This window comes from Bradyrhizobium sp. PMVTL-01 (assembly GCF_051861855.1).
In the GTDB taxonomy this organism is placed as follows: Bacteria; Pseudomonadota; Alphaproteobacteria; order Rhizobiales; family Xanthobacteraceae; genus Bradyrhizobium.
In genome coordinates this window covers 7,451,891-7,472,150 of record NZ_CP193982.1, presented here as the reverse complement: position 1 = coordinate 7,472,150, position 20,260 = coordinate 7,451,891, and the positions used below count along the sequence as shown (strand labels likewise).

General features: G+C 60.3%; 20 protein-coding genes and 1 pseudogene. 11 read left to right on the top strand and 10 right to left on the bottom strand.

What is annotated here, in order from left to right:
- Positions 1-86 precede the first annotated feature (86 nt).
- The 3 genes and pseudogenes from ACRQ5Q_RS36000 to ACRQ5Q_RS35990 form a co-directional block, all read left to right on the top strand.
- Complete coding sequence (locus tag ACRQ5Q_RS36000) at positions 87-2,399, top strand: PAS domain S-box protein (RefSeq protein WP_439394629.1); 2,313 nt, start codon at positions 87-89, stop codon at positions 2,397-2,399.
- A 19-nt stretch (positions 2,400-2,418) separates the two neighbouring features.
- Positions 2,419-3,432, top strand: a complete 1,014-nt coding sequence (locus ACRQ5Q_RS35995; RefSeq protein ID WP_439394627.1) for a substrate-binding domain-containing protein — start codon at positions 2,419-2,421, stop codon at positions 3,430-3,432.
- A gap of 53 nt (positions 3,433-3,485) precedes the next feature.
- Positions 3,486-4,229, top strand: a pseudogene (locus ACRQ5Q_RS35990) (ATP-binding cassette domain-containing protein); the annotation flags it as partial.
- Here the strand turns inward: ACRQ5Q_RS35990 and ACRQ5Q_RS35985 are convergent.
- On the bottom strand, positions 4,182-4,292 hold the full coding sequence (locus ACRQ5Q_RS35985) for a hypothetical protein (protein ID WP_439370343.1): 111 nt from the start codon (positions 4,290-4,292) through the stop codon (positions 4,182-4,184). The pseudogene ACRQ5Q_RS35990 and the gene ACRQ5Q_RS35985 sit on opposite strands and share 48 nt — an antisense overlap.
- Here ACRQ5Q_RS35985 and ACRQ5Q_RS35980 point away from each other — a divergent pair.
- Positions 4,277-5,296 (top strand): ABC transporter permease, encoded by a 1,020-nt coding sequence (locus ACRQ5Q_RS35980; protein ID WP_439370342.1) that lies wholly within the window; start codon positions 4,277-4,279, stop codon positions 5,294-5,296. The two genes, ACRQ5Q_RS35985 and ACRQ5Q_RS35980, sit on opposite strands and share 16 nt — an antisense overlap.
- 146 nt (positions 5,297-5,442) lie before the next feature.
- Here ACRQ5Q_RS35980 and ACRQ5Q_RS35975 read toward each other — a convergent pair whose 3' ends face one another.
- The 3 genes from ACRQ5Q_RS35975 to ACRQ5Q_RS35965 all read right to left on the bottom strand — a co-directional run bounded on the left by ACRQ5Q_RS35975 (position 5,443) and on the right by ACRQ5Q_RS35965 (position 8,299).
- Entirely contained in the window at positions 5,443-5,808 is a 366-nt protein-coding gene (locus ACRQ5Q_RS35975) for a hypothetical protein (protein WP_439394625.1), read from the bottom strand.
- A gap of 1,429 nt (positions 5,809-7,237) precedes the next feature.
- On the bottom strand, positions 7,238-7,435 hold the full coding sequence (locus tag ACRQ5Q_RS35970) for a hypothetical protein (protein ID WP_439370340.1): 198 nt from the start codon (positions 7,433-7,435) through the stop codon (positions 7,238-7,240).
- Positions 7,436-7,660: 225 nt separating this feature from the next.
- Positions 7,661-8,299, bottom strand: a complete 639-nt coding sequence (locus ACRQ5Q_RS35965) for a response regulator transcription factor (protein ID WP_439375685.1) — start codon at positions 8,297-8,299, stop codon at positions 7,661-7,663.
- A 216-nt stretch (positions 8,300-8,515) separates the two neighbouring features.
- Here ACRQ5Q_RS35965 and ACRQ5Q_RS35960 point away from each other — a divergent pair, with 216 nt between their 5' ends.
- The 6 genes from ACRQ5Q_RS35960 (at position 8,516) to ACRQ5Q_RS35935 (ending at position 12,119) form a co-directional block, all read left to right on the top strand.
- Positions 8,516-8,905: a response regulator transcription factor gene (locus ACRQ5Q_RS35960; protein ID WP_439370339.1), complete on the top strand. Its 390-nt coding sequence runs from the start codon at positions 8,516-8,518 to the stop codon at positions 8,903-8,905.
- A gap of 345 nt (positions 8,906-9,250) precedes the next feature.
- Positions 9,251-9,574: a helix-turn-helix domain-containing protein gene (locus tag ACRQ5Q_RS35955; RefSeq protein WP_439370338.1), complete on the top strand. Its 324-nt coding sequence runs from the start codon at positions 9,251-9,253 to the stop codon at positions 9,572-9,574.
- A 949-nt stretch (positions 9,575-10,523) separates the two neighbouring features.
- The gene (locus ACRQ5Q_RS35950) at positions 10,524-10,859 is read left to right on the top strand and encodes a cytochrome d ubiquinol oxidase subunit II (RefSeq protein WP_439370337.1); all 336 of its coding nucleotides are present in this window, start codon (positions 10,524-10,526) and stop codon (positions 10,857-10,859) included.
- Positions 10,856-11,425, top strand: a complete 570-nt coding sequence (locus ACRQ5Q_RS35945; RefSeq protein WP_439370336.1) for a cytochrome d ubiquinol oxidase subunit II — start codon at positions 10,856-10,858, stop codon at positions 11,423-11,425. The genes ACRQ5Q_RS35950 and ACRQ5Q_RS35945 overlap by 4 nt, the downstream gene beginning before the upstream one ends.
- 92 nt (positions 11,426-11,517) lie before the next feature.
- On the top strand, positions 11,518-11,937 hold the full coding sequence (locus tag ACRQ5Q_RS35940) for a TetR/AcrR family transcriptional regulator (protein WP_439370335.1): 420 nt from the start codon (positions 11,518-11,520) through the stop codon (positions 11,935-11,937).
- Positions 11,856-12,119, top strand: a complete 264-nt coding sequence (locus ACRQ5Q_RS35935) for a hypothetical protein (protein WP_439370334.1) — start codon at positions 11,856-11,858, stop codon at positions 12,117-12,119. The genes ACRQ5Q_RS35940 and ACRQ5Q_RS35935 overlap by 82 nt, the downstream gene beginning before the upstream one ends.
- 4 nt (positions 12,120-12,123) lie before the next feature.
- Here the strand turns inward: ACRQ5Q_RS35935 and ACRQ5Q_RS35930 are convergent, their stop codons facing one another.
- The gene (locus ACRQ5Q_RS35930; RefSeq protein ID WP_439370333.1) at positions 12,124-12,756 is read right to left on the bottom strand and encodes a TetR/AcrR family transcriptional regulator; all 633 of its coding nucleotides are present in this window, start codon (positions 12,754-12,756) and stop codon (positions 12,124-12,126) included.
- Between the two features lie 426 nt (positions 12,757-13,182).
- A complete protein-coding gene (locus ACRQ5Q_RS35925) occupies positions 13,183-13,839 on the bottom strand; it encodes a response regulator transcription factor (protein WP_439394623.1) in 657 nt (218 codons plus the stop codon).
- Between the two features lie 221 nt (positions 13,840-14,060).
- Here ACRQ5Q_RS35925 and ACRQ5Q_RS35920 point away from each other — a divergent pair, with 221 nt between their 5' ends.
- On the top strand, positions 14,061-16,028 hold the full coding sequence (locus ACRQ5Q_RS35920; protein ID WP_439370331.1) for an acyl-CoA synthetase: 1,968 nt from the start codon (positions 14,061-14,063) through the stop codon (positions 16,026-16,028).
- 493 nt (positions 16,029-16,521) lie between these two features.
- Here ACRQ5Q_RS35920 and ACRQ5Q_RS35915 read toward each other — a convergent pair whose 3' ends face one another.
- From ACRQ5Q_RS35915 to ACRQ5Q_RS35900, 4 genes are all read right to left on the bottom strand, one after another.
- Entirely contained in the window at positions 16,522-17,280 is a 759-nt protein-coding gene (locus ACRQ5Q_RS35915; RefSeq protein WP_439399932.1) for a response regulator transcription factor, read from the bottom strand.
- 557 nt (positions 17,281-17,837) lie between these two features.
- On the bottom strand, positions 17,838-18,185 hold the full coding sequence (locus ACRQ5Q_RS35910) for a hypothetical protein (RefSeq protein ID WP_439370329.1): 348 nt from the start codon (positions 18,183-18,185) through the stop codon (positions 17,838-17,840).
- Between the two features lie 293 nt (positions 18,186-18,478).
- A complete protein-coding gene (locus ACRQ5Q_RS35905; RefSeq protein ID WP_439370328.1) occupies positions 18,479-19,366 on the bottom strand; it encodes a DUF2092 domain-containing protein in 888 nt (295 codons plus the stop codon).
- 184 nt (positions 19,367-19,550) lie between these two features.
- The gene (locus tag ACRQ5Q_RS35900) at positions 19,551-19,988 is read right to left on the bottom strand and encodes a hypothetical protein (RefSeq protein WP_439370327.1); all 438 of its coding nucleotides are present in this window, start codon (positions 19,986-19,988) and stop codon (positions 19,551-19,553) included.
- Positions 19,989-20,260: the final 272 nt, after the last annotated feature.

The window sequence follows — 20,260 nt, the reverse complement described above, 5'->3', positions numbered from 1 at the left end:
GCACCTAAGGGGCGCAATTGCACATCATTGAATGGGGCGGAGAACGGGCGCCTTACTCGAACTGTTGGCATTGCGGAGGCGCTGTGGTGAACCTCATCCAGAACCTTCTTCGAGTTAGCCCAGAAGCGGACGAGAGACGCTTGTTGCAGGCCGCCGCCCAGTTGGTGCTGGGCTTCACAGGGCTGGCTATCGTCACCTTCGTCTGCTTTCAGCTGAGCGTCGGCGTGGCGAGGACCGGCTTTGCCTTCGTCATCTTGATATCTTTGGTGTCGTTGCTGGGCAGCTTCACCGTCTCGTGCTTTCTCTCGATTGCCGCCGTGGCCTGCCTCGACTACTTCTTTGTGCCGCCATTGTTTCAATTCGGCAATTACGTGCAGGACGATGTTGAGCGGATCGTAGCGTTCCTGACGACTTCACTGGTGGTGACTGCACTCACGGCGGAGTTGAAGCGAGCGGCCAGCGCGCTGCGCGAAAACCGGACAAGGTGGGAGAAGGCAGAGCGGATGGCGCATTTTGGCTGGTGGGAGCGCGACTTTACCAGCAAGCATGTGTCGCTATCGGACGAAGTTTCGCGGATTTTTGGGATGCGGCCGGTCGACTTGCCGGATTGGCATCGGCGATGGCTGGATTTGATCCATCCGGACGACCGGGCGAAGGCGGCTGAGGCTGCCATCGCGGCGCTAAACCCAGGCGGGCCGCAATACGATGTGGAGTACCGGGTCGTGCGCGCTGACGGTACGGTACGTATGGTCCGTAGCCAGGGTGACGTCACCTGGGACCGTTCGGGTAAGCCGCTGCGGCAGTTCGGCGTGCTGCACGACATCACCGAGCTGAGACAGACGGAGCGGGACCTTCGCGTCAGCGAGGCGCGCTTCCGTACCTTCGTCGATCAGGCAACGGATGCGTTCTTCCTGCTCGACGACCGGTCGATTGTTCTCGATGTCAATCAGCAGGCCTGCGACGCCCTGGGCTACGGCAGGGCAGAGCTGATTGGCAAGCATCGACGAGACTTCGATGCCGGCCTCGACGATGCGGCGATCTCCGAGCTCAAGAAAAACCTCGCAAGGGGTGCACCCGTTACCTTCGAAACGGTTCATCGACGCAAGGACGGCAGCACTTTCCCCGTGGAGGTTCGCGTCGGCCAATTCGAGCAGGGTGGACGCCGCTTCATGTGCGTTGTGCGCGACATCACCGAACGGAAGCGGACGGAAGAGGCGCTCAAACGCAGCGCGGCGTACCTTGCCGAAGCACAGCGGCTGAGCCATACGGGCACATCAGTGTTCAACGCGCACGGCAGCCTCTACTGGTCCGAAGAATGTTACCGGATCTGGGAGCTCGACGTGCGGTGTGGGCTGCCGGACGGCAGAAGGGTTCTGGAACGTGTGCACCCGGAGGACCGCGATCGGGTACGCGAGCAGATCCGAAAAGACTTGCGGCAAAAGCGGGAGCGGGCGCTCGAGTTCAGAATCGTCGGGCGCGACGGCGCGATCAAGTTCATCGAAACAAACTCTTATCCGTTATTCTCGGCGCAAGGTGACATCATTGAGGTCGTCGCGACCCACGTCGACGTGACCGAACGTAGGCGGGCCCAGGAGCAAGTCGAAAAGTTGCAACAACTGGAATCGGACCTGGCTCACATGCAGCGGCTCGGCATCATGGGGGAATTGACGGCCTCATTGGCTCACGAAATTCTGCATCCTATCGCGACGGCTCGCAACAACGCCCGGGCCGGCATGCGCCTTCTGGACGCCGACCCGAGGAACATCGGCGAGGTCAGGGAGGCGCTGGCCTGCGTCGTAAGAGATGCCGATCACGCCCGGGACATCGTCGGCCGTATCCGCGATCACATCAGGAAGTCACATCCACGCAAGGAGACGTTTGATTTCAATGAGGCCGTAAGCGAGGTGATCGCGATGGTCCGGAACACTATTGAGCGAAACTCGGTTCTGGCCCGAACTTCCCTCATGGAGGAAAAGGCGATCGTCTGCGGCGATCGCGTTCAGCTCCAGCAGGTCACGCTGAACTTGATTCTGAACGCCGTGGAGGCGATGGCGTCGGTCACAGAGGGAGTCCGTGAGCTCGTCGTCAGCACCGAACCAGGCGAGGCGGGCGGCACGCTCGTCTGCGTGCGGGATTCGGGACCAGGCATCCAACCAGACGAGATGGAGCGGGTTTTCGAGCCCTTTTATACGACCAAGATCAGCGGAATAGGTATCGGCCTGTCGATCTGCCGCTCGATTGTCGATGCTCATGGCGGCCGGCTATGGGTGGAGGCGTGCTTTCGGGGCGCCGCGTTCAAGTTCACCTTGCCCCCAGCCTCTGAAAGCTCGGCAGCTCGAGGGGTGGGCGAAGTTCACGTTGAAGTTTTGGCCGCACGTACAGCAGATTCGCAGGTTTGACCGAGGGGAGATGAATAGTATGAAAATTCGTTCAAGCTATCGTGCTGGCGGATTGTCCGCCCTCTTGATCGTAGTCGGTACAAGCGTGCTGGTAGGGGCGACGGTCTCTGCGCAGGCCGAAACACGCGACAAATGGTGCAAGGGCGTGCATCTCCGCTTCTTTGTCGGCGGGGCGGAAGGCGATTCCTTCGGCACCATCGTTTACAACGGCGCCAAGCAGGCCGAGCGAGACCTGGGGCCAAGTGTCGATTATATTTTCTCCGGCTGGGACGTGGAGAAGATGACCCAGCAGTTGCGTGAAGCGATTGCGGTCAAGCCCGACGGCATTGCCATGATGGGCCATCCTGGTGATGCGGCGCTCATGCCGCTGGCCGAGGAGGCCGCGGGCGCGGGCATCAAGATGATGTACCAGAATGTGCCTGTGCCCAAGGTCATCGCCAGGTTTGGCGGAGGCTACATCGGCGCTCAGGTGGCGCAGCTTGGCCGCGCACTCGGAGCAGAAGTGGTGAAGCGTGCCGGTCTGAAGGCTGGCGACGTTGCCTTCATGCAAGGGCCCTTCGAGAACGAGAATCGCGGTGCGCGCGAGCGTGGTACTGTCGCGGCGATGGAGCAGGCGGGCGTCCAAGTCATCAAGATCAACTCGCAGCCGGGATGGGCGGCGGATCCAAATCTTGCCCTGCCCGTAATCACGGCTGCCCTGGCCAAGTACCCGGAAGTCAAGGCGGTCGGCTATGGTGGTGGCCAGATGCTCGGAAACGTGCCGGCCTTCATGCAGGCAGCGGGCAAGAAGCCCGGCGAAATTTTCAACTTTGGGGTGGACACGAGTCCGCAGGTCGTCGAAGGATTCAAAGGCGGCTGGATCCAGCTCGCTGCCGACCAGCAGCCGTTCATGCAAGGCTATCTGCCTATCCTCAGTCTCTGTCAGCAAGCTGTCTATCGGTTTACACCGATCAGCGTGGACACCGGCGCGGGATTTGTGACACCCGACAATTATGGAGAGATCGCGAAGCTCGCCGCCGGAGGTGTGCGATAGTCAAGTTCCGCTTCGCGTTGCGCGTGCGGAATGGTTCCTGGGACGGAAAAGCCATGGCGGAACGGCTTGTCGAGTTGCGGGACATCAGTAAGTCGTTCGGACGCATTCGCGCTCTGAGCGGCGTGAATCTTCACGTCGACAGGGGCGAAGTCGTGGGTCTCGTCGGCGATAATGGTGCCGGAAAGTCGACGCTGATCAAGATTCTCTCTGGCGTTTTGCAGCCGTCGTCAGGCGAAGTTCTCCTTCGCGGACAGCCGGTGACAGGCTGGAGCGCGGCACATTCACGTGATGCCGGTATCGAGACCGTGTTCCAGGATCGCGCACTGGCCTTACAGCAATCGGTTGTCCGCAATATCTTCATGGGCCGTGAAATCGCGGGCCGCTTCGGCTGGTTGAAGCTCGGAGAGGAGCTGCGGGAGGCCGAGCGCTTGATGCGGGAGATCGGCTTCACCTCGCGCCTGCTTTCACCGCGGTCGATCGTCGGACAACTCTCCGGGGGAGAGCGGCAAGGCGTTGCGATCGCCCGTGCCATCTACAACAAGGCCGAGTTGATCATCCTAGACGAGCCGACCGCGGCGCTGTCACTCGCCGAGACCGCGAAGGTATTTCGCTTCGTGCGCCAGCTGAAAGCGAACGGGCGGTCGGTCATCTTCATAGGTCACAACATCCACCAGGTTTATGAGATTGCCGATAGATTCGTCGTGCTCGACCGCGGGCGGATAGCGCTCGAGAGCCTGCGTACTACACTGTCATCGGCGGAAGCGCTGATTGCGCTGATGGAGGAGGTGGCGCGACCGCCTACGGTGTTGGCGGCTGCCTCGGTCGAGCACGTGGAGAGACCACGGTGAGCGAGCTTGCACATTTGCGAAAAGAGCCCGAGAGGCAGGGCGATGCTGCTACCGGTGCTCCGCTATGGCGCTTCGTCGACGCTAACCGGGCGTCACTCGGAACGCTTGCGGTCTTTCTGGCCATGATGGCCGTCTTCATCGTCGCGAACCCGCGCGTGTTCACCGAATGGACGATATACCGATCCGTATTGACGACCCTGCCAGTGGCGCTCTTCCTCGTCGTTCCACTGGTGTTCGTCGTGACGGTGGGGGAAATCGACCTTTCCTTTCCTGCAACGATGGGATTCGCGGCCTGGATCTTCGCACTTGTGGTCCACGCCGGCTTCTCACCTTACCTGGCTGTCGTGGCAGGCGTCGCGACCGGCATGCTTGCGGGCCTCGTAGTCGGATCGATTGTCGTCTATTTCAACCTGTCGTCACTGGTCGCCACGCTCGGCATGAACTTCGTGCTTCGCGGGGTCATCCAGATCGCCAACGAGGGCATGCCGATCGCCTTGACGTCTCTGAGCGAAACTTCGCTGCGAAGAATATTTTCGAGTGTGGTGTTCGGCGTGCCAAGCCAGGCCCTCTGGGCGCTCTGCTTCGTGGTCTTCGCCGCACTGCTTTTCAACAGGCATCGCTTCGGTGCGCATGTGAAGATCGTCGGCGACAATCCCGAGAGCGCGCGCCAAATGGGGATCGACGTCGATTGGGTCAGGGTCAAGACCTTCGCTCTCGTCGGACTGGGGGCGGCGCTTGCGGGAATATTTTCGACGCTCATCAACTTCACGTGGTGGCCGACTGCGGGCGAAGGCTACTTCCTGCCGGCGCTGGCCTCGGTATTCGTTGGTGGCACTCCCACCTGGGGGGGAGTCGGTACCGTGGCAGGAGGAGCAATCGGCGCCTTGATCGTTTCGTTCATCCAAAGCGGGGTGGTGGGGGCGGGACTTTCCGGGTTCTACGTTCAGTTCTTCGATGGCGTTATCATCATCCTCGCCCTGATCGGACATCGCTGGAATCAGGCGCGCTATCGATAGGTGTTCTCCGACCCCGCGTCAGGGAGCGTGATGTGTAGTTAATCAAGTGCGGCGGCCGCGGCTCCCGCGTCCTTTTAGCTCCTTGGGGCTGGAAGGCGCTATTCGGCCGCGATGAGCGCGGCCGCCGCACGGTTTCAGTCGGCTTCCTAGCTGTCACCTCCTTTGGAGGTCATCAACTCGTTGGCCGACAGAAACGTCCCGATCATGGACAGCGATAGCGTCCACATCTGCCTCGCATGGCGCCAGTACTCGACGGCGTTCAATACGGCAACCGATTCAACCGCGCTTCGTTGGGATGCGGCAATGCCATTCGGCGCAGACTCAACCTTGAAGTCGAACACCGGCCACCGTGCGAACGCAGTGGCGACCTGGTGCCTTCGAAGGCATTCCTCGTCACAAAAGCGCGCGTGCGAATGTACGTGCCGCACGTGGCCCGACCGAAGTCGTCGAGCGCAGCCCGTGCAGGAGGAATCGCGCGATAATGGTTCATCGTTGACCAACATGAACTTCACGGTCGGGTCTCCAACTCATGACCACAAAAATTCTCGTTGCGCCCTGCGCGCCAAACGAAGCTCAGTCCGCCGGTCAAACTGTCTCGCGACTCCTCGTCGCGATGCCGCAGGTAGCAGGCGTACCCGCAATAGGGCAGTCGGGTTGCCGTGTCTCGCAGGTAGTTGCCGCCAATCTTGTCGCAGCATTGAAGGCAAAACGTGGCATTGATCGGGGTTCTACCATTCACCAGGACGAACCTCATGTTGCTCCTCCCAGCGCGAAGCAATAGACGATGCCAGAAGGGGAGATGGCTGGGGGCGGTGCGCAGAGGTGGTTTCGCCCCTCCGGATTGTCCCGGTTTCGCTCAACCTTCTCAGGCGGTACCGGAAGGTACTTTCCGTCTTCCCTCCGCCGCGCATAGAGCTTGCCATCCGAATACTGCACTTCCGTCGGAGAGCAGTCCGCATCGTTGCAGCAGCTGAGCGTCGGATTATCCGGCATGCGCCAGCTAGAACAGAACTTCTCGTGAAGCGCGCGGTCTTCGGGTGGATGATGGCGATGAGCCGGATCCTGTCCTGCTTCTTGAGCGCTGACGGCCGTAGCCCATGCGAGCGGGAACATCCAAAGGAGACTGCGCGGACCGATCATGACATAGCATCTGCTGTTGAACCATCGACCAGTTGTCATTCGGCACGACTCACTTTAGGTGCCGCAGGACGAAGAAATGGCGGCAGTCGTACCTGCCGCTCCTGCTGAACCCTTCGAGACGTCGCTTCGAGTGAACCTGGGTCCGGCCCGAACAATGGCCGATCAGGCGAAGGCGTCAGCGACCGAGAACGCAGGGGGTTGTTGAATCTGGGCGTTCGAGGAGTTCCTGGGCAGGGCGCCTTGCGACCCTTCCTTGACATTCAGAAGGGTCGAGAGCGGCGACGACGCCCGATTGCCGTTGCACCGTAAGCAAAGAAGAAGTTCCGACTTTGCGTCGTAATGGTCCGCGAGGTCTTGAGGCGAATAGGGACAGCGTGTGCAGACTGCGACTCTCATATGCGGCTCCTGGCGAGTTCTCGGCGTGAAATTTGATAGGGCTTCGCTTGGCACTCCACTCAACTCAACTATCTTGCAGGCGATACGGACGAACGATGGCTGAACATGCCGCAGGCTCCTCCCGCAACGTGCTAGAAGCTCTCTCTGCTGGATCGCCTCGATGGCCCCGTGCGCGCCGGTTGCTCGGCTTGGTCGAACACGGATCTGCACGAGCTGCTCAGCTCTGAACGCCGCTGCCTCAGGCAGCTTGCGACATCCGCCGGATCAGGGATGTAGCTGCTGCAGAGCCGAAAAGCGTCCGGTGCGCATGCGGCCTGCTGCTCTGGGGTGCCGCGGTTGTCCTGTGCAAGTGCGTTGGCGCTACAACAAACGACGCCAAGCAGGGCCAGGGAAATGTATTTCAGTTTAGAAGCCATGCCTGTTCAGTCCTTCTTGCTTCCCACCAAGGTGCGTCAGTGCCGCTTTGAATGATGTATACTGTGTCACCAGGATAACAGCGGTGAGCAGCGACAAACTGAAGCCGATCAACGCTATTGCAACAATCGCGTTCACGCCGGCCAGGATCAGAGAGGCACCAAGTTCAAACCAGGTCGCTGCCGCCATGTGACTGCTCGCCTCTGAGGTTCGTCTTGTGCAATATCCATGCTGCGCCGGAGACGATCCATTGCGCCTAGGTCTTTTGATGTTGGCTAGTGGACTGGCGAGCTAAGCCTAAGCTTAGAAAAGAGGAGAGGAATTCCACCATCGATTTGGCGAGGAGCGCGTTCGTGTGCGAGACAGCGACGGAGCAGCCAGAATCTCGACCTGGATATTTCGAGGTAATGATGTCTAGGAGCCCGAGGGTCGTTCGGGTGCAAGGCCGAGTGCGTCGGCCATCCGGCTGAGCTCGGGAAGCGAGCGCGCCTTCATCTTCCGCATCAGATTGGTCCGATGCACCTTTACGGTCGACTCCGCAATGCCGACATCGTTGGCGATCTGTTTGTTGAGACGGCCGGCCGTCGCCTGGATCATGATCTCACGCTCGCGAGGGCTCAATGTCGCGAAACGCTGCCTGAGTACGTCCAGCGCCTTGTCGCTTTCGCGGCGAGACCGGTCCCGCGCGAGCCCTGTCTCGATCGCGTCTAGGAGATCCTGATCGCGGAACGGCTTTGTCAGGAATTCGATCGCGCCGCCTTTCATGGCGCGCACGGTCATCGGGATGTCGCCGTGCGCGGTGATGAAAATGATGGGAAGTTCTCGATGCGCCGCGGTCAGCTCGCGCTGGAGATCGAGCCCGCTTCGTCCAGGCATTCTGACATCGACGAGGAGACAGGTCGGGCCATCCGGGATGTCGCCGCAACTCATGAAGTCGGAGACGCCTGAGAACTGCCGAATGTTCAGACCGACCGTCCGCAGCAGCCGGCCAACCGAGTCACGAAACTCGGCATCGTCATCAATGATCAAGACACTGGGCTTCTCATCCAGCATCTCTGCACCCTGCGTTGGGAGCGGCACGAGCTTGGCATCCTGAACCTGATCTTACCCGAGATCCGACGGTCTAAACAAGGGTACGCCTGGCCTCAGCGGCTGATCGGCATAAGCCATAGTTTAGAAGCAGCGGGATTGCTTTGTTCTTCCGGCAGTTAGAGACTGAACTGCATGCAGGCGCGGAGTGTGCCGGCGGGCCAACTGCCTGGAAGCACCATGCCGAACAGGAACCAGAAGCTCATAGCGATCGTCGAGGATAATCAGCCTTTTCGCGATTCCATGCAGAAGCTGATCACACTGCTCGGCTATACGGTTGAAGCGTTCCCTTCGGCCGCGACTTATCTGGCGTCGCCCGCGGTCGGCAGAACCGCGTGCCTCGTGGCTGACGTCAATATGCCGGGGATGACGGGTCCAGAGCTCCACAGGCACCTCAAGAATGTCGGGTTCAAGATTCCTACGATTCTGGTCACTGCATATCCGGATGAATTCGTTCGGGACCGAGCGTTGAAGGATGGCATTCACTGCTATCTGAGCAAGCCGGTGGATGACGACCACCTGGAAAAATGCATCAGCTCGGCTGTGCAATCCGGTCGACCTTCCGAATAACACGAATAACACTCGTGTCTCCTCGAACATCGGTGCGGCTTGGTAATCCAACGAGCGAGGAGCTGCTGCCTTGGCTTAGTTGTTTGAGCCGGCCCTGGCGATACGATTCAGGCGTGAGCGTAACGAGCCAGAAGATTGATAGGTCTCGTTGCTGAGCTGGCTTTCCGCCGGAAAGCGATCAACGGGACCGAGACGCCGATGTTCGATGAACGGAGCAGCGAAGGGTCGCCTCGTCGCCAGGGTGATCTCGCTGTACGGCTTGCGTCGATCTTGGCGCCTCTTCCCAATGATAGCCCCGGCAAAGGGAACAGACCGAGTGCGCATAGAACCCCTGCGCGAGGCGGATTGCCGCCGCGAACCGTTCGAAGGATTCGCGAATATGTCGATGCGCACATCGATCAAAGCATCAGTGTCAAGGGACTGGCGGAGATCGCCAGCCTTTCCGTCTGCTATTTTGTCAGAGCCTTCAAAAAGTCAGTTGGCATCACTCCGCATGAATATCTCATGCAACGGCGGGTAGACCTCGCGATGAGCTTGTTGTCTGCGACCGAAATGCCATTGGCGGAGATCGCGGCAGCCGCAGGTTTCGTCGATCAAAGCCACTGTTCGAGGCGGTTCCGCCGAAGCGTCGGAATGTCGCCGCGCGATTATCGCCGCATGGCCTCATAAGTAGGGCTCCCGACCAACCGCTGAGGTCACCCCCGACATTCAGCCGCGAACAGGTCGTTGAAGGCGTTGATTTCCTTATCGAGCGCCTCGAGATCAGGATGCGGGCCGGATTCCGCAGTGCAGGCCGCGGCCGAGTGACGGGCCAGCACAGATTCCGCCAGGGCAGCAGCAAGAGCGCGGCACGCGGACTCATGATCCGTCGGTCCGGGGAGCCGCTTGTGCGTCGCTGCCCAGCCGGAGCGGGAGAATGCACTCGAGCCGGAAGATGGGCACTGCGAGGCGTGGCCGGGGGTGGCCGCGAGGTAAACCGCAACTGAAGCAACGAAGGTCGTTAGCCTGATCATAGTATCTCCGCCTCGTGTGTCTGAGGCGTCGTGTATCGAGAGACCGAAAGAGCTTCGCGTACAGGCTTGCGCTATTTCGTTCTCCGGCGCAGCCCTTTGGTTGGGCGATCGGACGCGACGCGGCTTGAAGAATGCGGAGCTGAGGTTGGGGCAACTCCGTACAAGAGGCGCGGCTGCGGCGCTGCTAGTGTCGTCCTGTCGAACCAGCAGGCGCCATTCCGCCGATCGGCGCGGCAATCGACGCATGACCCGCAAAGCGCCTTCTCTCCCGAGACGCTCCGGTTTGCGCAGTTCTGCAAATACCGGCGGGTCGCTCGAGCCGGCAGCGCGTTGCTGCCGGCTCCTTTTTTCGAGCATATTCACAGCACTGGAGAACAACGCGAGAAGCGAGTATCCAGGACATCGAGAGTTCCGGGGCACCCCGGGGTGAGCCACTGCTTAGCCATCTGTACTCGGGGTCGAATGGACCCGTCCGACCAAGGCAGGGAATATCAGCAGGCTCCGCCCCCTGTCGGAGCGCGGTTGGCCATCCTTTCGATGCCGCCGCCGGCTCCCGGTGAAGGAGGCCATCGTGACCACACTATGGATTTCAGCCCTTGCGATGAGTGTCGTTGCTGTATGGTCTGCTTGGCGGCATCGACCTTGGCGTTGGACTTCTATTCGGGCTCAGTCCCGACGAAAGATCGCAACGCATCATGTTGAGCGCGGCTGGCGAAGCCTCGCGAGGACACGAAGCGTGGCTTATCAGCGGAGGTGTCGTACTTTGGGGAGCATTTCCGGTCGCTTACTCCATCCTGATCCACGCGTTCTCTGTACCCGTGCTTCTGATGGTTGTTGGGCTCCTCGTGCGCGGTGTCGCGATTGCGCTTCGTCATAGGGTGTGGTGGATGTTGGGATCTGTTGCGGGTCCGTACTTGCGGCGTTCACGAAAGGCGCAATGATCGGTACTTTGGTGGATGGGCTTCCGGAGACGGCCGGCCGATACACCGGCCGGGGAGTCGAATGGCTGAGCGTGTTCCCCGTGCTTTGTGGCCTTGGCCTTTGCTTCGCATATGTGCTCCTCGGCGCCTGCTGGCTGCTCAAGACCTATGAAGGTGCCGCGCGCGAGCAGGGCCGCAGCTTCGTTCCTCGTCTTGCAGGCGGGTTGCTCGGCTTCTTCGCATTCCTGTTCTTCTATACAAGTGCCGATCTGGCGGTGTTGGTCCGTTGGCTGGAGCAGCCCTTTCTCCTCGCGCTTCCGGGGGTCGGGATCGTGACAGTCTTTCTGTTGGCTGTGACAGCACGTCATGAACCAAGCCAGCTTCCTCTCTACATGACTTTCCTGATCTTCGCGGCGGGCTTTGACACGATCTCGGTTTCGTTCTGGCCTTACCTTATTCCGTTTTCAGTCACGATCGAGCAAGCTGCTGCGCCACTCGCAACTCCGCCGTTTCATTCATGGACCGCTTTGCTAGTGCCGCACTACTCTTCATCTACGCGCTCAGGAATTTCGTCGGCTCTGACGTGAGGGTAGGCTTCGAGCAACAATGTGGATCCGAAGCGGCGATGGAGGCGCCGAGGCTTTCGTCATGACGCGTGATCGAGGAATAGGAGTAGCTGGTGGCGAACGAAATCAGGCGACCTGCGCGGGAGACCGGCCGAAATCGTATTGTTGACGCTGCGATTGAGCTTTACCGCGAGATCGGTCACGAGAAGGCCACTGTCGCGGATATAGCTCGCGAGACGTCGATGTCTTCGGCGAATGTCTATCGCTTCTTTCCCTCGAGGCAGGCCATCGAGGATGCAATCGTCGAGAAGCTTCTCGATCAGGTTGTAATTGCAGCAGCTGCCGCAGCGGGCGAACCCGACGAGGCCTTGCAGCGTCTGCCGCTCGTGCTGAGCCTCATCGCCAAATGCATGCGGATCGTGCGGCAAACGACGGTAGGCTGCATGAGCTTGTGGCCGTTGCTGCAACTGAGAAATGGCCGGTCACGCTGTCCTACATGGATCGGATTCGCGGGATCGTGCGCCCGCTCATAGCTGCTGGCCAGGCCGCCGGTGAGCTTCGACCCGGCAGCCCCCTGACGCTGACCTGCTGCCTGCTGGAGGCGATGAACACATACCTAAGCCCATCGCGCATCAAGGCGGCAGCCGTTCGGCCGAGCTATGAGGAGATGATGAGCTTCTGTGCGTCCGCGCTGGCCAGTCCAGGTCATGCTTGAGTAACTAGGCCGTCTCGCCCACCGCGAGGATGAAGCCGCCGCGTTCGCGCATGAAGGCGGGCAACTCGTTTTTCAGGTCGCCGGGTTTCTCCCCGAGCAGAGCTCGAAACAGCAGCGGCAGCAGGATGAGGTCCAGAAATATCTTGGCCGTGCCTTGATGCCGCTTCGGGCGGTGCGGCCGCTCCAGCGCGTCCTTGTTCAGAAGCCGGGACACGGCTTTGACTGATCGATCCCGCGCCGCGTGATGGAAGCTGCGGCTCGACTCGGGGAGGCGCTGGGCCTCGCCAATGGTGGCGCGCATCACGCCTAGAGACTCAGCGATGACTTGGTCGACGATTGCGCTGCCGAGGCTCACGAGCTTCTCCTCGATGGTATCGCCCTGAGGCGTGAAATTCTCGAAATCGGTCAGACGATCAACGGCGCGGGAAACCACCGCAGCGAAGAGAGCCTCCTTACCGGGAAAGTGGGCATAGATTGTCGGCTTACTCGCGGGTGCGAGCTCCGAGATGTCGTCGATGCTCGAACTTCTGTAGCCGCTCTGAAGAAATAGCTGGTGGGCCGCATCGAGGATGCGGGATGGAACGCCAGGAGCGTGATCGCCGCGGGGCCTACCCCGCTTAGGCCTCTTCCTGCTCATGCTTGATCTCCCAATCACGTGTCCGTGCGCGTACGTCCTCGAGCATCGACCTACGCCGTCAAGAAGCATGCTAAGTCAAACTATACGGTGTAGTATAATTGTGTCAATCGCGACAACGGCGTACTCGACCACCGCCTCGCCTGAGTGACGTTAATGGCGCTCATCCGCGCAATGCGGCAAAGCTGCTCTTCGCCGATGTAGAAGCCCTGCGACCCTGATGAAGACGGTGACGTTGACAACGGCAACCCAAGCCACTGGTTCGATGGACGATCCTCCAGAATTGCTGAAGTAGAGCAGGGGGCGAGCAGTGTCGGCGCGGCTTCGTCGCAAGTTCTCTCGGCAGCGCGAGCGCTCGCTTCTGACAGCAATCGGCTGAAGTCTGAAGTCGATCGGTTCCTGGTGACGGCGGGATGACGCCTTTCCGGGTCATGGGTCCGGGCTAGATACAGTCGGTGATCCGTGAACGAGTCGTACCAGGTCGGTGATATTTCTCACCTCGAGCTTGCGCATGATGCGGTATCGATGATCGTGGACGGTGCGGTGACTGATGCCGAGCCGTTTTGCGACTTGCTTGCTCGATCGCCCGGCCGCCAACAGTCCAAGAACTTCTATTTCGCGGCTGGACAGCTGCTCGCGACCGCGAAATTGAACCCCTTCCGCAGCTTGCGTCAGCAGTCGGCTATCTCTCGTTTCGATCGTGCGTGCGACGTCGTCGATGCGTGCGAGTAATTCGGGGAACTGACGCACCTTGTCGAAGAATTCCAGTGCCCCAAGCCTGAGCGCGGTAACGGCGGTTGGTATGTCCGCTCGACCGGAAATCGCAAAGATGGGAGCCGGATAGGCCTCGCGCTGAAACGCTGCGAGCACGCCGAGCGCTGTTTGATCTGTCTGCTCGACGTTGATGAGAATGCAGAGTGGCATCCGCCGCCGCGCGGTCGCAATGAGCGTCGGCCCGTCGCCGAAGGCGACTAATCGGCGACCAGCCGCCGCCAGGGCGGCGGACAATGCGGTGCGGAACTTGAGATCGACATCGAGCGCATAGACGGTTTGCTCAATCCCGGGGCTCGGCTTGACTGGTCGCATCGGCAGTCTGGTTGCTTGAACCTTGGATAGCTCGCATTCGCCCGACACAGGGACCGGCAGGCCCGTTGACGTAACGAAATATACGGTATAGTTTAATATTTTGCCGCTGTGAATGTCAACACGGACGTACCATCGGCCCAAATGGCGGTCGCACTCGTCGCCCCTTTCGGAGCGATCCTCGTAGTTGCTGAAGCCGTCATGACAAACGGGAGCGAAGAGCCTTGGACAAGCCGACGATCGGGGAATTGGAAGCACTGAATCTGGCGCTCACGACCGCAACGGGCGGGACCTCGCCCGGTGTACGCGACATGGCCGACATCCTCAGGATTGAGGCCACGCCGCTTGCGATGCGGCAGCTACCCGAAACGACTTACGAGGTCTTCGCAACCAGCGCGCAGCGGTGGCCCGATCGGAGCGCGCTGACCTTCTTTCATTCCGCAGATGCTTATCAGCGTGCAGCGACATGGACCTATAAGGACCTTCTCGCCGACATCACCCGCGCGGCAAACGCGTTCCACGGCTTCGGTGTCGATGCCGATCATCCCGTTGCCTATGTGCTTCCGAACCTGCCAGAAGCACATTTCACGATCTGGGGAGGCGAGGCCGTCGGTGTGGTGCTTGCGGTCAACCCGCTGCTCGAGCCGGATCTGATTGCAGACATTCTTCGCGCGGCCAAAGTGCGGGTGCTGGTGACCGTCGCACCGTCGCCCGGTGCCGAGCATTGGAGCAGGCTTGCGCCGCACCTTTTGGGACTTTCCGAGCTTCGCGTGGTCGCCTTGGTGAATTCCCAGACCTACGCCGGAGCCGCTACCGCGACTTGGCTCGCCGCAGCGCTTCCGACCGTCCCAGGGGCAGAGTTCGAGATCGTGGACTTTACGGCCGCAATGCAGGCCCAACCCGCCGATCACCTGGTCGCACCGAGGACGGCCACGGAACGCACGGTGTCGTCTTACTTCTGCACCGGTGGGACCACTGGCGCGCCGAAAATAGCGGTCCGTCGGCACGGCAACGAGGTTTTCGATGCCTGGTCCGCCGGGCAGATGTTCGGTGAGCAACACGAGCCCCGCACGTATTTGTGCGGCTTGCCGCTCTTCCACGTCAACGCGCAGCTCGTCACCGGCTTGTTGCCTTGGATGACCGGCCACCATGTCCTGCTTGCGACGCCCGAGGGATATCGCGGCAGAAACATGATCAAGCGCTTCTGGGAGATCGCCGCGCATTACCGGATAGCGACGTTCTCCGGCGTGCCCACGGTCTATGCCGCGCTGCTTGAGGTGCCGATCGGTGGCAACGACGTATCGAGCCTTGAATATGCGATCTGCGGCGCCGCGCCGATGCCCGCCAAGCTGATCGAGGCATTTGAGGCCAACACCGGGCTCAAGATCATCGAAGGCTACGGCCTGACGGAAGGTACATGCGTCTCCTGCCTCAATCCGCCCCAAGGCATCCGGAAGGCCGGCTCGATTGGGCTACCCTTGCCATACCAGCAGATGCATGCGGTCATCCTCAACGAGGACGGGCGCTTTGACCGCATGGCGAAGATCGACGAGATCGGAACAATCGTCATCAAAGGACCGAACGTGTTCGAAGGCTACCTTGATCCACAACAGAACGTGGGTTTGTGGATCGAGATCGAGGGCACGCGCTGGCTGAACACCGGCGATCTCGGCCGAGAGGACAGCGCGGGCTACTTCTGGCTGGCCGGCCGGCGCAAGGAATTGATCATCCGGGGAGGGCATAACATCGATCCGAAGATGATTGAGGACGCATTGTGCAAGCATCCGGCGGTCGCCATGGCGGCGGCGATCGGCGGTCCTGACGCCTATGCGGGCGAGATTCCGGTCGCTTATGTACAGCTCAAGCCCGGTGCAGCGACCAATGAGCAGCAATTGCTGGAGTTCGCGGCAGGACACATTCCGGAGCGGGCGGCGATCCCGAAGCACGTGAAGGTCATGTCCTCGCTGCCCGTGACCGGTGTCGGCAAGATATTCAAGCCGGCCCTCCAGCAACGCGAGATCGAGGCCACCGTACGGCAGGAAGCGCGCAGCGTCGGCGCAATTGTCACCAGCGTTGCGTTCGCGCCGTATCCGCGCCTGGGACAGGTGGTGCGCATCCGCGCCGAAGAAGGCAGAGAAGCGCTGCACGCCGCCTTGGAGCGCTACACCTTCAAGTTCGAGGTGGTGGATTAGCCAACTCCGGGACTCTGCCCTCGGATGATTTTGATTGCTTTGGCCACCGTACGCACTTCAATATGCTTGCGATCAACCGCAACGCCAGCAGCGGCTAGGATGGCGAGATGCAGATACGCTTCTGCTGATCGCGAGTATTTAGATGTGCCCACAGTTACGGAATTCTTGCGGGATGATCTGGAGCCGGGGCGAAGGCGATCTGAAGAAAGCCCACCCAGTTGCGATCACTCACCATGCGCGCTTTGAAGCGGTCCAGACATTTTCTTGAACACAGCGGGGTTCGCCATGAATAATGCCGTATGAGGCCAAACCTGCCCTGACAAACTGCGCATCGCGCGGTTCTGCTGCATTCATGACTTTCGGAGCAGTTGGGCATTGCAATCTCCTCCTGGTTCTGACGTAGCTATTCTTCGATCGTTCTTTTGACCGGTGCCCGCAGACGTCCGGCGCGCTCTATCAGCGTACGCAGCCTAGAGCCGTCACCGCCAGCTGCTCAATTGGACGCTGGTCGTTGTTCGGCATCTGAATGGGGTACGGAACGATACGAAGGTCTATGCCGTGCTCTGAGGTGCCCCACGCTTGGAACGAGCGATGTTCGTAATTGCCGCTTGGAATGCGAACCGAGCAACTCGTTCATAGCAGAGGCGGACCTTTGGACCCTGGTCCTAGCCGAGATTCGCTTCGAGCAGCTTGCAACCGTCGACGGTTGGTAATTCCGTCGGCGGGGTAAACGTTCGCTTAGAGGTGCCAACCTCAAGCCGAGAGTGCGACCCGAACGCACCATAGGCCGCGAGTAGGATCGGCGACATTCCCGTACCCTGCCGGACCATGATCTCGCGCTCGCGGGAGCTGAGCGTTTCGTATCGCTCCTTGACGGCAGCCAGTGCCGCTGCGCTGTTTCGACGATCTCGATCGCGAGCAAGGCCGGCTCAACGGCGTCGATCAGATCTTGGTCGCGGAACGGCTGGGTCAGGAATTCAATGGCATCTCTTTTCGTGGCGAGCACGGTCATCGGAATGTCCGCATGCGCAGTAATGAAGACGATCGGGAGATGCTTCCCTACATTGGCAAGCTCGCGCTGCAGATCGAGTCCGCTTGGTCTCGGCATTCTCATGTCGACCAGCAGGCACGTTGGTCCGTTTGGATTTGGGGCAGCGGCGAGAAATTCCGTGACAGAGGCAAATTGCTCGCTATGCATACCTACCGTTCGCAATAAGCGGCCAACGGAGGCTCGAAATTCAGCATCGTCCACGATCAGAACGCCTGAGCTTGCCGTACCAATATCAACACCCAAGGGTGGAATGATCGACGTTGATCGGCGAACACCCGGATCCTACTACAAGATCGGAGTGTGAGAAATGGGCGATCGGGCTCGGCCGGGTCATTGCGCCTGAGCGATGGCTTACGACCCGCTCTGATTATTCTCATCTCGGATATGATTCAGGTCGGCCGAGCATCGCTCGGCCCGACCTGGTGCAGATCTATGTAAGCATGGTGTTAGTGTTGCGCGGCCGGCGTACAGGGCGGCTTCGTACAGGGGACCGTCGCGAATACGCCAACGTCGGGCTCTCGCTCGCACCGTGAAAGCCAGGACAGCAGCGATCTTGAGTTCACTCATTAGTCTCAATCGAGCGGACAAACTCCGAAGCTGCCGCGAGCGTCGGGCTCGATCACCCGCGCCCCAGTGCTGATCCGTTCGCCGTTCGCGGCGGTAAGGCCGGACGGAAACGCAGGGATGCCTTTCCTCATGTGCCGGCAGTCGGAAGCCCGCCCCGGTTCTGCGCGAACCGGGGGTCGTATGTCGTGGTGTCACTGACAATCACTGCTCGAATAATACGAGCGCTGGCCACCGCGCGAATAATATGCCCGCTGATTGCGGTTCGAGCTGTACGCGCGCTGATCGTAGCCATAGCCGTAGCCATTGTCATAGTCAGAGCTCGAATTCGAACTCGAGTAGCCCGACGCCGCCGCGGCGCCGGTCGCTGCACCCGCCACATAGGCGCCCCAGGCGCGATTGTAGTAGCCAGACCCGTAACCTCCGTAACCGCCATAGCCGCCGCCGTAACCACGACCGCCGCCATAATACGCGCCGACATATGTGTTACCGCCGCGGTTGATCGCAATGTTGCCGGAGCCGACGACGTTCCCATTGCCCATGGGACCACGGACGGCGATGTTGCCGTTCCCAATGGGACCGCCTGCTCTGATGTTCGCTGGTCCCGGACCCCGAAATCCACCGCCGGGCAAGCCGGGCGGGTGACCGCCGGCTATTCCCATTGGCGCGCGCGGCGGCCCGCCCATTGGCGGGCGCGGCGGCCCGCCCATCGGGGGGCGCGGGGGACCCCCCATCGGCGGCCCACCGGGCGGCGGACCAAATTGCGCAAAGGCCGCATCCGAATCTGCTGCAGCAAAAATGAGAAGACCGGCGAGTGTCAGTGCCAGTCGCTTCATCACCGCCTCCCTTGTTGTGCCGACGCATTGACCGGAGTGAGCTCAACCTGTTTCGCTCCGGGGGGAGCCTGGAACGCAAATACCGAATCGGCTGCACGAACCCGGCTGTCCCAGTTCGTGAACTCCGCCGTGAAGCTCGGCTGACCCGGAAGCAGGCGGTATGTGACTATGAGACGATGCGGCACGGCTGCGGCATTGTTCTCGATCCACAATTCCAGATCGGTGCCGCCTCTCTTGTAAAAGAACAAGTGTCGGCATTCGACGCCGTCAACCTTGTCCGTACCGACCTGCCAGCCGCCCACAACCCCGTTCAAGAGTGACTGCTCGGTTGTGACGGCAAAGAAGTTGACCAGCGGAAAATCGACTTTGAGCTTGTCGAGGACCTCGTTCGCGGCCGCTGAGATACCTCCCGGTGCGGAGAGCAACGCGTAAGTATTGGTCTCGGGCGTAGAGATGGTGACCGACTTGCCGTCATAGAATAGATCTTGCGCACCGTCATCCCCGCTGACCTGAATCTTGATTCGATCAGGACGGCGCATCGTGACTTTCATCGTGTGAAAGATGTGAAGCGGTTGCCCGAATTGATCAAGGTAAACCCTGATCGTTCTTGCCGAAAACGACAAGTCCGGAGCAGAAAGGGTCTTGTCCAACTGCGAAATCGCAGCACCGGCTTGGTCGCTGACCGGCGGCGCATCCTGAGCCAGTGCAGTAGACATTGCGGCGAAGCCCGCAAAAGCGCCGATCGAACCTAGCAGAACGGCATGTCTCGCTCGTACACTAAAGGAGACTCCCTGACTGGCGCAGGTAAGCTCGTCGCGTGGTCGGTGGCGCCGCTCGGGCAAAGCGAGTTGGCCATCAGGTCGATTGCGGCGTGTAACCTTGTTCACGAAGCTTCTCCTGTTGATTGAACGGGTTTTGAGCTGCTCAAGCTCCGTCGAGCAGTTCAGGCGCCTGGAACGAGTAAGGCGCCCTGCTGGAAGACACTTGTGCGCCCGGCTTTGGCAGCCGGTGCTCACGGGGAGATGATGCACCGGCCGGCTCGTTGACATGCTCTGGCATCGTTTTCGATCCTCAGCGAGAGGGTACGGCCTGCAATTCGCGCCGACAGGCTTGGCTGAACTCGCGCAACGGATCTACATCATCGATAAGCTTCGGCAGATCGACAAGCGATCGGTTAGGCGACGTGTAGGTCTCGAGGATCAGGCGGCCCGCCTTCTCCGCGGCGAGAACCACCTCGTCGTTCGAGACCATCCTCATGCGTCCAACCAGCGCATAAAGATGGACGAACTGCGAGATTTCGGACTTATCGGTGGTGAGCGCATCCGCATACAGCCGCGATGCCTCCTCGATGAAGCTCCGATAGAGCTTTTCACGCGCGGAAAACGCGTGGGCGTGGCGACGCCATTGGCTCTTGCGGCGCTTGGTGACCCATCCAGTAAGCAGCGTCGAGACCACCCCGACGGTTGATCCTCCGAATGCCGCCAAAGCCGGCACATACGTTTTGTACACTGCATCGGTCCTTAAGGCGTCTCGCTGCTTCCTCGCCGCATTGCGAGTGTGCCCGTCATGGTCAAGAGCAGGCAAGACTGGCAGCACAACCGTTGTACCAGAGCTGCTATGGTGCGTTTCTCGCCATCCAAACTCATTGGCCGGATATTTGGCGAGAAGCCGAAAGCGATCTACTAAATATTTGTGCCACGACGTACCAGGTTTGGGTGGCTGAATGAGCTTTGGCTTAGTTCTGTTGCCCTTCTCCGCGGATAGGTTGCACGGTCGAGCGC

What these genes read in the sequence shown, in the direction of transcription:
- ACRQ5Q_RS35995 (WP_439394627.1), top strand. Translation starts at nt 2,419, where the DNA reads ATGAAAATTCGTTCAAGCTATCGTGCTGGCGGATTGTCCGCCCTCTTG.
- ACRQ5Q_RS35930 (WP_439370333.1), bottom strand. Translation starts at nt 12,756, where the DNA reads ATGAGCAGGAAGAGGCCTAAGCGGGGTAGGCCCCGCGGCGATCACGCT.
- ACRQ5Q_RS35945 (WP_439370336.1), top strand. Translation starts at nt 10,856, where the DNA reads ATGATCGGTACTTTGGTGGATGGGCTTCCGGAGACGGCCGGCCGATAC.
- ACRQ5Q_RS35970 (WP_439370340.1), bottom strand. Translation starts at nt 7,435, where the DNA reads ATGGCGGCAGCGACCTGGTTTGAACTTGGTGCCTCTCTGATCCTGGCC.
- ACRQ5Q_RS35925 (WP_439394623.1), bottom strand. Translation starts at nt 13,839, where the DNA reads ATGCGACCAGTCAAGCCGAGCCCCGGGATTGAGCAAACCGTCTATGCG.
- ACRQ5Q_RS35910 (WP_439370329.1), bottom strand. Translation starts at nt 18,185, where the DNA reads ATGGGCAATGGGAACGTCGTCGGCTCCGGCAACATTGCGATCAACCGC.
- ACRQ5Q_RS35960 (WP_439370339.1), top strand. Translation starts at nt 8,516, where the DNA reads ATGCCGAACAGGAACCAGAAGCTCATAGCGATCGTCGAGGATAATCAG.
- ACRQ5Q_RS35965 (WP_439375685.1), bottom strand. Translation starts at nt 8,299, where the DNA reads ATGCTGGATGAGAAGCCCAGTGTCTTGATCATTGATGACGATGCCGAG.